Below are 12817 nucleotides of genomic sequence, written 5' to 3'. Positions count from 1 at the left end.
TTATTTTTTATCCCTTAATTTTGCAAAAAATTTCTGATGAAATATTTAATTGTCGGGCTTGGTAACAAAGGCTCAGAATATGAAAATACACGACACAATATAGGCTTTAAAGTAGCTGAAAAAATAGCTGAAACTCTTGAGGTATCATTCAATACCTCTAACTTTGGCTGGATGGCAGAAGGAAAACATAAAGGCAGAAAAGTTTTTATCCTTAAACCAGATACGTATATGAATCTTTCTGGAAATGCGGTGAAATACTGGATGCAGAAAGAAAATATTCCTTTGGAAAATGTACTGATTGTTACTGATGATCTTGCTTTACCTTTCGGAACATTAAGGTTGAAAGGGAAAGGCTCTGATGCTGGCCACAACGGACTCAAAAATATTAATGAAGTATTGCAGACCCAAAATTACGCAAGGCTTCGTTTCGGAATCTCTGCTGACTTCTCTGCAGGACGACAGGTAGATTATGTATTAGGAACCTGGAATGAAGAAGAGACAGCAAAGCTTACTGAGAGAATTGAAACTTTTTCAAAAGCGAGCCTTTCTTTCGTATTTGCAGGATTGAATAATACGATGTCTGCATTTAACGGGAAATAATAGAAAGACAGAAAGTAAGAGAGTATAGGAGCAGGTAATAAGGAGTAGACTTTTATTGCATGACAAAAAATAAATGCCACCGGATTCCGATGGCATTTTCTGTAAATTATAATTGAAATTTAATGAGTTTATCTTTTATAACCAACTTACTGCACCCGTTTCAACATCATAATTGGCACCAACAATTTTAATTTTTTCTTCTTCTTCAAGTTTTTTAAGTGTTGAGCTTTGCTTACGGATGTCTTCAATAGCGCTTTTTACGTTTTGCTGATTAAGCCTTTCCAGAAGAGAACTGTTTTTTGATGAACGCTCTTCATTTTCTTCAATGATGTCATTGATGATAGGGTTGAAATGATTGATCAGGTGGTTAAGATTATCCATTCCCAATCCTTCAATCTGTGCAGCATCAAGACCTCCTTTCAAAGCACCGCATTTTGTGTGGCCTAAAACTACAATAAGTTTAGAACCGGCAACGTTGCAGCCAAATTCCATCGATCCAAGAATGTCCTGATTAACAAAATTACCGGCAATTCTGATACTGAAAACGTCTCCTAATCCCTGGTCAAAGATAAGCTCCGCAGAAGTACGGCTGTCTATACAGCTTAGGACTACAGCAAAAGGCCACTGTCCTTCACGGGTAGCATTCACTTGCTCAAGAAGGTCTCTGTTTGCTTTAAGATTGTTTACAAATCTTTGATTTCCTTCTTTTAAGAATTCTAATGCTTTCTCTGGAGTGATAGTAGACTGTGTTTCGTATGTATGTGCTTTCATATTTTTATTGTTTTCGAATTTAAAGTTAAAAAAATTAATTATAAATGGAGATTACATGGCTCTTTTGTGAGTAACCAGAATATGGGAATCTTCACTTCTTTCGTAATCTCTGTATGAAGTTTTAAAGCCTAAAAGTTCTACGTTGATATCCTGTTCCTTTGCACGGATATTGGCAAAATCCTGAATCATTTCCAGTACATCTGTTGCGATGTATGAAGTGCTTCTGGCATCAATGATAACCGTTGAACTTGGTTTTATATTTTTAAGTGTTTTTTTGATAGCAGCTTTATTTAAAAATGAAACTTCTTCAGCTAGTTTTATGTTGATTCCATCTGCATCATCCAGCCTTTCTCTGCTCAAATAATAAGCTCTTTTCATATTCCCCTGAAGGATATAGAAAACAGAGATAGTAAGACCAATTCCGACTCCTTTTAATAAATCTGTTGCTACAACAGCTACCACCGTTGCTACAAACGGAATAAACTGGAATTTTCCTAAATGCCAGAAATGCTTGAATGTAGCCGGCTTTGCCAATTTATATCCCACTAAAATTAATACCGCAGCCAATGTAGCTAATGGAATTAAATTTAAAATAACAGGAATAGAAAGTACACAGATCAATAAGAATATTCCGTGAATAATGGCTGAGATTTTAGAAGTTGCTCCGGCGTTAGCGTTGGCAGAACTTCTTACGACAACAGACGTCATTGGAAGACCACCGATAAATGAGCTGATAAGATTCCCGATTCCCTGAGCCTTAAGCTCAAGATTGGTATCTGTAATTCTTCTCTGTTGGTCTAATCGGTCTGATGCTTCAATACAAAGTAACGTCTCAATTGAGGCTACAATAGCAATTGTTGCACCTACAATCCATACTTTAGGATTTGTGAAACCATTAAAATCCGGAGTGGTAATCAGGTTCTTGAAATCATCAAAAGACTGAGGAACAGGCAAAGAAACCAAATGCTGGGTTTCGATAGCAAGAGAACTTCCGGACATCTTGAAGAGTTGATTCAGAAGAATACTTACAATTACTGCAACCAAAGCTCCCGGAAGCATTTTCAGTCTCTTCAGAACGTGGATTTTATCCCATGCGATAAGAACTGCCACTGAAATCAAAGTAATAACAATAGCCCCAGGGTGTATAGCCTCAAATAATTCTGTAAAATATCCGAAGTTTAAACCATTATCAAAAATAGATTCATGACCTTCATAATCTTTATCAAATCCTAAAGCATGCGGAATCTGTTTTAAAATAATAATGATTCCTATGGCAGCAAGCATTCCTTCAATAACGTTGTTGGGAAAGTAGTTGGAAATACTTCCGGCTCTTACAAACCCTAAAATCAATTGAATAAGTCCTGCAATAATCCCTGCACAAAGGAAAAGCTCAAATGCGCCAAGATCTGTTATAGCTGTTAAAACAATTGCCGTTAAACCTGCTGCAGGCCCGGAAACTGAAATATTAGAATTACTGATTGTTCCTACTACCAGGCCGCCTATAATACCGGAAATAATACCGGATAATGGGGGAGCACCTGATGCTAAAGCAATTCCTAAACACAACGGAAGTGCTACTAAAAATACCACGAGTCCTGAAGGAAAATTCTCCTTGATTCCTCCTATTAATGATGTCTTTTTCATAATGTGAAGCTGTAAAGTATAACCGGCTTATTTTTTTTTAAATAAGTCAATTACAAAAAGTTGAGAAAAAATAATTTTTAAAGTACATGTGTATCCGATATCAAAAAATGATATGGAAATAGTATCAAAAAAATCTAACTGTAGGAGTTACGCTTCCGGAGGGGGAGAAAATATAGTAAGTAAAGGTGAAAGATGAAAAGAATCATCTATCAGTACAAAAGAAACGCCCTGAAAATCAGGTTCGGAAAACTTCAGATAGTCGAAAACGTCCAAAGGTTTCGGAATGGTTTTTTCGTAAACAATAAATGAGGACGGATGAGAATGTGGTTCTTCTTCGTTGATTATTATATTCGTTCTTGCAATATCCCAGCCCGCTACCGCAGCAATGCCTGGCAGCGCCGTAAAATTCAGAAAAAACGTTAATACAATAATACTCCAGAATTTCATTTTACATTCTTTTTTAGAAAAACTACTTAGTCTTTCTGCTCATTACCCAATCTGAACTTGTAAGATTGTAGATCTTTTGGATGTCTTTTAAGGTTTTCTCAAAATCAATCTCCAGATCAATGATCTTACCTGTTCTAAGGTCAAATACCCAGCCGTGTACAATAGGTTGTTCCTCTAAAATATACCTTTCCTGTACGCAGGCCATTTTGATCACGTTGATGCACTGCTCCTGAACATTAAGTTCAACAAGTCTGTCATAACGCTTGTTTTCGTCTTCAATAGAATCCAGCTCTACCTGATGTAATCTGTAAACGTCACGGATGTTTCTCAGCCAGGGATTCAACAATCCCAGATCCTGAGGAGTCATCGCTGCTTTTACACCACCACAGTTGTAATGTCCGCACACAATAATGTGTTTCACTTTCAGATGTTCTACAGCATATTGAATAACGGCTGTGGAACTCATATCTAAAGTATTGACTATATTAGCAATGTTTCTGTGAACAAATACTTCGCCCGGCTTTGCTCCCATCAATTCTTCTGCGGTGGCTCTGCTGTCTGAACATCCGATATAAAGAAATTCAGGATGCTGAGTTTTTGCAAGTTCCTTAAAGAAATTCGGGTCTTCAGCTATTTTGGATTCTACCCATTTTTTGTTGTTTTCGAAAATAACCTCGTACGATTGTGACATAATTTTAAATTTTTAAAAGTTTATAATTATTTATTTCGTTTAAATTATTTCCAAAATCAATAGACTAAATCAATAATTATGCAAAAATATACTTTTTGTTAAAAAGTAAATCACTTTTAACAAAGTTTAATATTAAAATATGCTTAAAATCATGTCTAATATTCCGATATACTTTGCTTTACAGCCATCAGGCTCTATAGGGTAATCCAAACGTTTAAAACCAGGATAAAATTACGAAGTATAAATTAAAAATTGAGATTTGTGAATTAAAATATTCTTAATTTATTTGTCTCATCACATGTTGCTTCACAAGAGTTCATTAAAAAGCTGTCATATGTGTCAAAAAATGAATAATTTAACACCTTGATTAATCTATCCATTTGATGTCTGATCTTGGTCTGCAATCTTTATCATCACTATTTTATTGGGCAGGAATTTTTATTGCCTTTTTTTCATCTTTTCTGATTTTGGGAAAATCCAAGAAGGTGACCGCAGATTATGTGTTGGCAATATGGTTTATGATCATAGGAATTCATCTTATTTTCTTTGTTTTATTTCGTACAGAAGGATATTTGCGTTTCCCTTCTCTCATTGGTTTCGAGATTCCCTTTCCTTTTATGCATGGGCCAATGCTGTATTTGTACATTTTGTATGTCACCAGCCAAAATTCAGGCAAAAAGATCTGGCTGCTGCATTGGATTCCGGTTTTGATGATCTATTTCTCTTTGTTTCAGTTTTTGCTGCTCCCTCCGCAAGAGAGAGTAGAGGTATATCAGAATAAAGGAAAAGGGTATGAAACATTGAGCCAGGTGATTAAATTTCTTATGATTCTCTCGGGAATTCTGTATGTAGGATTAAGTTTTCTTGCAGTAAGAAAATATAAGAAAGCAATTTCCAATCAATATTCAAATACTGAGAAAATCAATCTGAACTGGGCATATTATCTGATTATCGGTATTGCGCTGATTTGGATTGCCGTTATGATCAGGAATAATATCCTTATTTTTTCAATGGTTGTTTTGTTTATTATGGTTGCTGCTTATTTCGGGATCAGCCGGGTGGGCATTCTGGATTATTCAGTGGTAAAAACTGAAGGCGCTACGGAAAATAGTACAGTTGAAAACAGTCCTGAAGTTCCAAAATATGAGAAAACCTTTGCCGGAAAAGAAGCAATACAGGATATCTATAATAAGCTGGTGATTCAGATGGAGAAGGAAAAATTGTATACAGATCCTGAATTGAACCTGAACTATGTTGCAAAACTTTTGGATGTTCATCCGAATATACTTTCCCAAACCATTAATTTTGTTGAAAACAGAAACTTTTATGACTATATCAACCGTCAGCGGATTGAAGAATTTAAGAGAATAGCAGTGTTACCTGAAAATGGAAAGTTTACGATTCTTTCACTGGCATTTGAGAGTGGATTTAACTCAAAAACCTCTTTTAACCGGAATTTTAAGAAATATATGAACTGCTCACCAAGAGAGTTTTTAAAAAGCCAGAGTATTACTATGGAATAACTTATTTATTAATTCGTTTTAGTGTAAGTTGTTCTTTTTGAGTTATTTAAATATTTGTTCCACCTTTCATTTTGGAACAGATGAAGCGTTTATAATCCTCATTTTTACAAAAAAATTGAATCAGACTTTTATGAAAAAATTACTATTTGTAATCATGTGTGTGCTGGCATTGCTTATTGGCGCTTATCCTCTTATGTATGCTTTTGTGGAGCAGAAACATACTTTTTTAGGTTCCAAATCTCCTGTAGTGCTTCATAATATCATCTGGAAAACAGCATTTTTTGCCCATATTATTTTCGGAGGACTGGCGCTTTTTATGGGTTGGCGTCAGTTTGGCAGCTCATTCAGGAATAAATATATCAAGATTCATAGGAAACTTGGAAGTATCTATGTCATTGCAGTGGTCATAAGTTCTGTTTCAGCTGTTTATATGGGTTTTTATGCCAATGGCGGACTGATCTCCGCAATAGGATTTATCAGTTTAGGATGTATCTGGCTGATGACAACTCTTATAGCAGTTGGGCAGATAAGAAAAGGGAATGTTGTGATGCATCAACAGTTCATGATTTACAGTTATGCCTGTACTTTTGCTGCCGTGACACTGAGATTGTGGTATCCTTTGTTAACCAATATTACCGGTGATCCTGAAAACTCTTATACTGCTGTTGCCTGGCTGTGCTGGGTTCCTAATTTATTGACTGCCTATTTTATCAATAAAAGAATAGCTGTGATATAGATTTCCCTTCATAAGAGAGATTATATTCTACTCCGGCAACTTTCCATACTCCATACTTTTCATCTCTAAGTTTAAATATTTATTTCCTTCATTTTTATAATGCTGAGGAGGCTCAAGACCCATGTATTTCATAATCAGAGGATAGATATAAGTCGTTTGGGTCTGTTTAGTTTCATGTCCGGTAATTCTATATGCTGCAGGAACTTTATCACCAAACCATACAAAAAACGGAACCTGTGTAGATTCTTTAGAGTCTATATGCAGTAATTTGTCACCCTGTATTTTAAGCCCATGATCTGAAGCGTAGATGACTACAGAATTGGTGTTTTTCAATGTGCGGAAAATGTTATTGAAGACATAATCTGTATATTTTATGGAGCTGTCATAGCAGTTTAGGTTCTCAGAGTTCCAGTTGGGAGGAAGTCTGTTGCATGGATTGGGGTGGCTTCCCATGATGTGGAGAACTACAAATTTATCCTCTTTTTTCTGAATGACCTTCTCCAGTTCAGGGACAATCACTTCATCGTATCCGTTTACCCATTTTTTATTTTTAGACATTGAAGCAATGGCTGTTATTCCTCTTGCGCTTGCCTGTGTGCTGAGCCAGAAAGAATTGTATCCGGTTTGGTTGGCCAGATTGATGATATTGTAGGATAGCTTGTCATAACGGTACCTGAATTCATCAGGATGAATGCTGGACAGCATTAAAGGCACACTCAGGTTGGTAATTCCTGCAGGAGAAACTGCATTGTCAAAAACCATCATGTTTTCAGCCTGCTGATCTGTATAGGGTGTTGTTTTTTTATGATAGCCATACAATGACATGTTTTGCTTTCTTTCGGATTCTCCAATAATAAAAATTACATTTTCAATCCCTGGCTGTATTTTTTTAATATTGAAAACAGGAACATTCTTTTTTATTTCATTGATATCTCTCTGGATATTCAATGCTGTATTGAAATCGGATAAATGGTAGTATACATTCTTTATCATTTTTCCTCCCCCTTTATTGCTTACATATGTGTGTTTAAGATGATATCCAAACGGTAGAATAAGCCACAGTAATGCAATGATGATAAACTTAGCATCAAAACGGACAACATTTTTTTTAAGGTAGTTCACAGAATATAGTAACATTCCCAGAAAAATCAAAAACAAAATACCCGGAAGGATAAACATGTAAGACATGCTCATTGCTTCATCTGGATTAGATTCAAGAATACTGATGGCCATTCCTACATTAAATCCGGAATGATAGATAAGGAAGCACGATGCTGATATTAGAAAATTAATGCTTAATAATAAGCACAGAATAACAGCAACGACTGAAGTATATTTATTTTTTAAAAGAAGCGCATTGAATACAAGGAAAGAACAAAACATAATTCCATATTCAAAAATACTCCGGATGCTTTCCAGCTTCTCTGCCCCGAATAAATTATCAAAAATATAAGGGAAAGAAAGAAGAAAACCTGTGAGATAGATTAAAATAAGAAAAATCGGAATTATTTTTTTGAGCATGGTTGTATATATGTTTTCGGGGTTGTTAAGATCATTTTTTATAATCTTTCTTAAGAGTCTTCCGGGTGAGAGCCTGCTGAATATCAGAATCGTGTGTTGCTTGAGAAGAATTAATATCAGTTAATAATTCTTAGGGATTACAGATATTATATCAAGTCAAAAAAGAATCTTTTGAAAGATAAATTGCTACAGTTGTACGGAGCGTTGTTTCTGTCCGTTTAGATTTTCAATGATTGTAGAAAACGTAACTATAGAGCTGATATTGCAGATAAAGAATGGGAATAATGAGGGTGTGTTTTTTTCATCAAAAAATATATTTTTTTAATTAATAATAAGCCTGGGTTGTGTTTTTAATATTAAGCGATTTTTTCAGAACAAGGAGCATTGAAGAATTGATGCCATCGGGATTTTCAAACCGAATAATCATATCGTTATTTCATAACTAAACAATGCCCTTTTTACAAATGTACACGAAATTACCGATAAATGCAAGTAGAATTTTTACTATAAATGGCTGGAATTATTGCACTTTACGGTTGATATAATCCATTGTAGCATTAGGAGTAGGGATGATTTTTGCCGGGTTTCCTATGACAACAGAATTGGACGGAACGTCAAAGTTGACATAAGAATTAGGAACAATCAATACATTATTTCCGATAGTAACAGCTCCTACAATAACGGCATTGGTACCTATCCATACTTCATCACCAATGATTGGAGAACCTTCATTTTTTCCACGGTTTTGCTGGCCGATGGTCACTCCCTGTGCAATATTACAGTTCTTTCCAATGACTGTTTTCGGGTTGATAACAAGACTTCCCCAGTGCCCCAGATAAAAACCTTCCCCGATCTGGGTTTCAGGATAAATCTGAAATCCATATTTGATCTGATAATGTCTTAATACAATCCTCCAGAAAGTATTCAAAAGAGGATTCTTCTGATACTTCTGAGCCTTTCTCAAAATGTAAACAAAATGAAGATTGGGATTGATGCATTTTTTCCAGATCTGAAATGTTGAAAGCCACTTTCCGCTTTCCCGGTAAAAGTCTTTTTGAATGATAGAATAATCAGCCATTGTTAATGTTTTTATACTTCATCAATTATTTTCTGAAGATGTTCCACAGATTTTTCCAGTACAAACGGCAGCTCTGTTGCTGAGATCTGTTTTTTGTATTCTTCAGTTATATTTTTATCGGTAAGAAACTTTTTCATTCCTTCATAAATTCCCTCTTCGGAATTTGCAGTAATATTGCCCAGTTTTCCGTCCTGAAGGAGATCTCTGATACCGGAAATATCCGTTGCAGAAATAGGTTTGTTGAGAATAAGTGCTTCTGCTATGATGGTTGGAAATCCTTCATGCCTTGACGACATAATATAGAAATCCGCCTTTTTCATATATGGGTACGGATTACTGCTGAAGCCCAGCATTTTTGCAGTATCCTGAAGTCCCAGTGTATTGAGCAGATCCTGGGTTTTTTCAAAATCATAGCCGTCACCAATGATCAAAAGCTGATGCTTTAATCCTTCATCGATCAGTTTTTTATGAACATTCAGCAATCTGTCATACCCTTTCTGAGGATATACGGTTCCCACTGTTACAAAAGTAGGAAGATCATTGTCGAAAGGATAATCATTGATCTCAATATCTGCCTTTCTTAAGGTATCATTCTTATCAATTGGATTAAAAATCTTGATCACAGAAGCCTTTTCAGCCTCATTTTTGGCCAAATTATGCATTCCTTCCTGCAGCTTGTTGGAAATCACAAGGATTCTGTCAAACTTAAAAAACTGTCTGATGACTTCAGGAGTGTATTCTTTCAAATTGAAAATGTCATTTTGTACCCAGATGATTTTTTTGGAATCCTTTTGAGGACTTGACAGTATTTCCTGATGCATTGCATGGATGGCAGCAATCTCTACATCGTATTTTTTATTTTTTAAAATAAATTTATAAAGAAGAGAAGGAAACCAAAGAAACATTTTCTGATAAAGAACCCTGTACGCTTTCACAGGAATATCCTGCGGCCTGTTAGTCGTTATCATTTCTCCTTTTGTTAAATAGTATAAAGTCACCCATGACGGAACCTCTTTAATATATAACCCTGAATAGAGGTTGACCAGAAGATCTACTTCATATTTATCGGAAGGAAGATTTTTTAAAAAGTTGATTAATACTTTTTCTGCACCGCCATGACGTAATGAACCTATACGAATGAGGAGTTTTTTCTTTTTCAATTTGTTTCTTTTATGATTTTACAAGATTAAATTTATTTAATTTTTCTTGCTTTTTTATACTTGTGAGGAAGATTTTCTTTGATATAGGCATCCAGTTTTTTTCTGTCCTTCTCCAATTCACGGGGATATTCCGGATTGTTTTTAAGGACAATATCACCATAATCTTCAATGGTACACAGAAACTGTGCCGGGTTTCCGATAAAAACAGTGTTGTCTGGCATAGACTGTGACAACACAGAGTTGGCTCCCAGAATACAGTTGTTGCCAATCTGTACATCCTGCATGATTACAGCATTGAGACCAATTGTACAGTTGTTTCCAATCTTTATTCTTCCAAGAATTCTGGCATCTTCATATCCGGGAAGTCTTCTCAGCAGGGTAGTAGTTCCGCCGTGGTTTACAAATCTTACGTCTCCGGCAATATTCACATTGTCACCAATTTCGATAAGGTAAGGTTCGGTTCCAAAATACACTTTATCAGGCATATTAAAGTTTTTTCCTACCTTCATACCTCTATATTTAGCCACTTCAAGACTGCCTCTATTCAAAAAAGAATGATAGAGAGCGTCTATTTTTAATAGGATTCTGAATATAAAAATCATCACAAGTGTAAAGTTGTTTTCGTTACTTTTGCAAAGAAAGAGAATTTATTAATATGATGAAAATTTCAAAAATAGAATATTATCTGCCTCAGCAGGTATTAACTAACGAGGGGCTTGAAAAATTGTTCCCCGAATGGAGTTCCGAACGCATCAAGGAGAAAGTAGGTATTTCTCAACGTCATATTTCTTCAGACAACGAAACGGTGCTGGATATGGCTGTACAATCTTCAGAGAAAATCTTCGAAAATTATGACCGGAACAAAGTAGATTTTATTTTGTTCTGTACCCAAAGTCCGGAGTATTTTCTACCTACAACGGCCTGTATTTTGCAGGACAGATTGGGTCTTAGAAAAAATATCGGAGCGATAGACTTTAATCTTGGCTGTTCAGGGTTTGTGTATGGGCTGGCTTTTGCGAAAGGATTGATTGCTGCAGGAATTGCAAAGAGCATTCTTTTGGTTACTTCAGAAACCTACACCAAACATATTCATGCTGATGATAAAGGAAACCGAAGTATATTCGGGGACGCTTCCGCTTCCGTAATTGTTGAAAAAGCAGAGGGCAATGATTATCAGTTCTGTCTGGGAACAGACGGGAGTGGTGCTGAAAATCTTATCGTGAAGAAAGGGGCTTTCAAAAAAGACTTTGAACTGAATCCTGAGCATGAATTCAGTCCTGAAAATATTTATATGAATGGCCCTGAGATTTTTAATTTTACCATTGAAAATATTCCGGGATTGGTAAAAGAAACCCTTGACGTAAACGGAATGACAATGGATGATATTGACCATTTTGTTTTTCACCAGGCCAATTCTTTTATGCTGAATTATTTAAGAAAGAAAACAAAAATACCGGCTGAAAAGTTCTATATTGATATGGAAAAAACCGGAAACACCGTTTCTGCAACCATTCCTATTGCCCTTAAAAATATGATGGATAAAGGAATGCTGAAGGAAGGAGATAAAGTTTTAATGGCAGGATTTGGCGTAGGATATTCATGGGGAGCCACCATTATGGAAATTTAAGAAAACAAACATTTAAAATTATAGAATATGAAAACATCCGTTTTTTTAGAAAAACTACAGGAAGAATTGGAGGAAGATGAAACATTGACCACTGAAACGAATTTAAAATCTTTGGAAAGCTATGATTCTATCAGTTTACTTTCTGTTATTGCGTTTGTAGACGAAAATTTCAGTAAGAAAATTGATACCAAGCACTTTAAAGATATCGAAACTGTTTCAGATCTGATGAATGTTATAGGAAAAGAAAATTTTGAAGATTAATGGATGCTTTCTCATTAAAAAATAAAATTATCCTCATTACAGGCGCTTCTTCCGGGATCGGGAGAAGTTGTTCTGTAGAATGCAGCAAAAGCGGCGCAGATCTGATTCTTGTGGGAAGAAACCAGGATGAACTGATGAAAACCGTTTCTCTGCTGAATTCTGAAACAAAAGTTGAGATCATTGCCGAAGACATTACCCAATCTGATAACCTTGAAGGAATCATTGCAGATAAAGTTTCAGCTTTAGGCAAAATTTCAGGATTTATACACTGTGCCGGTATAGAAAAAACACTGCCGTTAAAAAAGCACAATCCTCAGCTGTACCACGATATATTTGCAGTAAATGTGATTGCCGGACTTGAAATTGCTAAAATCCTGTCTTTAAAAAAGTATAAAGATGAGACTTCCAGTTTTGTATTTATTTCTTCCGTTGCGGGAATGGTAGGAGAGGCTGGGAAAGCTGCTTATTCTGCAAGTAAGGGAGCCGTGATTTCCGGAGCCCGTTCGTTGGCAATGGAACTTTCCAGAAGTAATATCCGTGTCAACAGCATCAGCCCTGCGATGGTGAATACCCCGATTCTGGAAAAAATGTTTGAGGATATTGGTGAAGAAGCTTCATCAGAAATCATAAAAAAGCATCCGCTGGGAATAGGTGATCCTAAAGATGTAGCGAATGCTTGTATTTTTCTATTGTCCGATGCTTCAAGATGGGTCACAGGGACCAACCTTGTTATTGACGGAGGATATTCCGCACAGTAA

General features: G+C 35.8%; 14 protein-coding genes. 6 read left to right on the top strand and 8 right to left on the bottom strand.

Annotated elements, in window-relative coordinates; genetic code table 11:
• Positions 1-36: 36 nt before the first annotated feature.
• The gene (gene pth / locus ACPF63_RS19910) at positions 37-600 is read left to right on the top strand and encodes an aminoacyl-tRNA hydrolase (RefSeq protein ID WP_077413494.1); all 564 of its coding nucleotides are present in this window, start codon (positions 37-39) and stop codon (positions 598-600) included.
• A 135-nt stretch (positions 601-735) separates the two neighbouring features.
• Here pth and ACPF63_RS19905 read toward each other — a convergent pair whose 3' ends face one another.
• The 4 genes from ACPF63_RS19905 to ACPF63_RS19890 form a co-directional block, all read right to left on the bottom strand.
• Positions 736-1371: a carbonic anhydrase gene (locus ACPF63_RS19905; RefSeq protein WP_426481041.1), complete on the bottom strand. Its 636-nt coding sequence runs from the start codon at positions 1369-1371 to the stop codon at positions 736-738.
• Positions 1372-1422: 51 nt separating this feature from the next.
• Entirely contained in the window at positions 1423-3015 is a 1593-nt protein-coding gene (locus ACPF63_RS19900) for a SulP family inorganic anion transporter (protein WP_426481040.1), read from the bottom strand.
• A 147-nt stretch (positions 3016-3162) separates the two neighbouring features.
• Positions 3163-3462 carry a hypothetical protein gene (locus ACPF63_RS19895; RefSeq protein WP_047380370.1) on the bottom strand — a complete coding sequence of 100 codons (300 nt, stop codon included), beginning with the start codon at positions 3460-3462 and terminating at the stop codon, positions 3163-3165.
• Positions 3463-3484: 22 nt separating this feature from the next.
• Positions 3485-4153, bottom strand: coding sequence for a carbonic anhydrase (locus ACPF63_RS19890; RefSeq protein ID WP_426481039.1), 669 nt, complete (start codon positions 4151-4153; stop codon positions 3485-3487).
• Between the two features lie 383 nt (positions 4154-4536).
• On the opposite strand from ACPF63_RS19890, the gene ACPF63_RS19885 reads away from it, so the two are divergent.
• Together ACPF63_RS19885 and ACPF63_RS19880 are read left to right on the top strand one after the other, a co-directional pair.
• Positions 4537-5676: a helix-turn-helix domain-containing protein gene (locus ACPF63_RS19885; RefSeq protein WP_426481038.1), complete on the top strand. Its 1140-nt coding sequence runs from the start codon at positions 4537-4539 to the stop codon at positions 5674-5676.
• Positions 5677-5806: 130 nt separating this feature from the next.
• Complete coding sequence (locus tag ACPF63_RS19880) at positions 5807-6412, top strand: DUF2306 domain-containing protein (RefSeq protein WP_426481037.1); 606 nt, start codon at positions 5807-5809, stop codon at positions 6410-6412.
• A 27-nt stretch (positions 6413-6439) separates the two neighbouring features.
• On the opposite strand, the gene ACPF63_RS19875 is transcribed toward ACPF63_RS19880, so the two are convergent.
• The 4 genes from ACPF63_RS19875 to ACPF63_RS19860 all read right to left on the bottom strand — a co-directional run bounded on the left by ACPF63_RS19875 (position 6440) and on the right by ACPF63_RS19860 (position 10680).
• Complete coding sequence (locus tag ACPF63_RS19875; protein WP_426481036.1) at positions 6440-7933, bottom strand: sulfatase-like hydrolase/transferase; 1494 nt, start codon at positions 7931-7933, stop codon at positions 6440-6442.
• 520 nt (positions 7934-8453) lie between these two features.
• Positions 8454-9011 (bottom strand): serine O-acetyltransferase, encoded by a 558-nt coding sequence (locus ACPF63_RS19870; protein ID WP_426481035.1) that lies wholly within the window; start codon positions 9009-9011, stop codon positions 8454-8456.
• Between the two features lie 11 nt (positions 9012-9022).
• Complete coding sequence (locus ACPF63_RS19865; RefSeq protein WP_426481034.1) at positions 9023-10171, bottom strand: glycosyltransferase; 1149 nt, start codon at positions 10169-10171, stop codon at positions 9023-9025.
• 32 nt (positions 10172-10203) lie between these two features.
• On the bottom strand, positions 10204-10680 hold the full coding sequence (locus ACPF63_RS19860; RefSeq protein WP_228408609.1) for an acyltransferase: 477 nt from the start codon (positions 10678-10680) through the stop codon (positions 10204-10206).
• Positions 10681-10826: 146 nt separating this feature from the next.
• On the opposite strand from ACPF63_RS19860, the gene ACPF63_RS19855 reads away from it, so the two are divergent.
• Genes ACPF63_RS19855 through ACPF63_RS19845 form a run of 3 tightly spaced genes read left to right on the top strand, consistent with a single transcriptional unit; the run spans position 10827 to position 12817 of the window.
• Complete coding sequence (locus ACPF63_RS19855; RefSeq protein WP_426481033.1) at positions 10827-11798, top strand: 3-oxoacyl-ACP synthase III family protein; 972 nt, start codon at positions 10827-10829, stop codon at positions 11796-11798.
• Positions 11799-11825: 27 nt separating this feature from the next.
• Entirely contained in the window at positions 11826-12059 is a 234-nt protein-coding gene (locus ACPF63_RS19850; RefSeq protein ID WP_047380387.1) for a phosphopantetheine-binding protein, read from the top strand.
• Positions 12059-12817, top strand: a complete 759-nt coding sequence (locus ACPF63_RS19845; RefSeq protein WP_426481032.1) for an SDR family NAD(P)-dependent oxidoreductase — start codon at positions 12059-12061, stop codon at positions 12815-12817. Before ACPF63_RS19850 ends, ACPF63_RS19845 begins: the two co-directional genes overlap by 1 nt.

This window comes from Chryseobacterium sp. R2ACT005 (genome assembly GCF_049949215.1).
Lineage (GTDB): Bacteria > Bacteroidota > Bacteroidia > Flavobacteriales > Weeksellaceae > Chryseobacterium.
This window is presented reverse-complemented; position numbering and strand designations above follow the sequence as displayed.

What these genes read in the sequence shown, in the direction of transcription:
- ACPF63_RS19850 (WP_047380387.1), top strand. Translation starts at nt 11,826, where the DNA reads ATGAAAACATCCGTTTTTTTAGAAAAACTACAGGAAGAATTGGAGGAA.
- ACPF63_RS19885 (WP_426481038.1), top strand. Translation starts at nt 4,537, where the DNA reads ATGTCTGATCTTGGTCTGCAATCTTTATCATCACTATTTTATTGGGCA.
- ACPF63_RS19860 (WP_228408609.1), bottom strand. Translation starts at nt 10,680, where the DNA reads ATGAAGGTAGGAAAAAACTTTAATATGCCTGATAAAGTGTATTTTGGA.
- ACPF63_RS19855 (WP_426481033.1), top strand. Translation starts at nt 10,827, where the DNA reads ATGATGAAAATTTCAAAAATAGAATATTATCTGCCTCAGCAGGTATTA.
- ACPF63_RS19900 (WP_426481040.1), bottom strand. Translation starts at nt 3,015, where the DNA reads ATGAAAAAGACATCATTAATAGGAGGAATCAAGGAGAATTTTCCTTCA.
- ACPF63_RS19890 (WP_426481039.1), bottom strand. Translation starts at nt 4,153, where the DNA reads ATGTCACAATCGTACGAGGTTATTTTCGAAAACAACAAAAAATGGGTA.
- ACPF63_RS19880 (WP_426481037.1), top strand. Translation starts at nt 5,807, where the DNA reads ATGAAAAAATTACTATTTGTAATCATGTGTGTGCTGGCATTGCTTATT.
- ACPF63_RS19845 (WP_426481032.1), top strand. Translation starts at nt 12,059, where the DNA reads ATGGATGCTTTCTCATTAAAAAATAAAATTATCCTCATTACAGGCGCT.
- ACPF63_RS19895 (WP_047380370.1), bottom strand. Translation starts at nt 3,462, where the DNA reads ATGAAATTCTGGAGTATTATTGTATTAACGTTTTTTCTGAATTTTACG.
- ACPF63_RS19870 (WP_426481035.1), bottom strand. Translation starts at nt 9,011, where the DNA reads ATGGCTGATTATTCTATCATTCAAAAAGACTTTTACCGGGAAAGCGGA.
- ACPF63_RS19875 (WP_426481036.1), bottom strand. Translation starts at nt 7,933, where the DNA reads ATGCTCAAAAAAATAATTCCGATTTTTCTTATTTTAATCTATCTCACA.
- ACPF63_RS19905 (WP_426481041.1), bottom strand. Translation starts at nt 1,371, where the DNA reads ATGAAAGCACATACATACGAAACACAGTCTACTATCACTCCAGAGAAA.
- pth (WP_077413494.1), top strand. Translation starts at nt 37, where the DNA reads ATGAAATATTTAATTGTCGGGCTTGGTAACAAAGGCTCAGAATATGAA.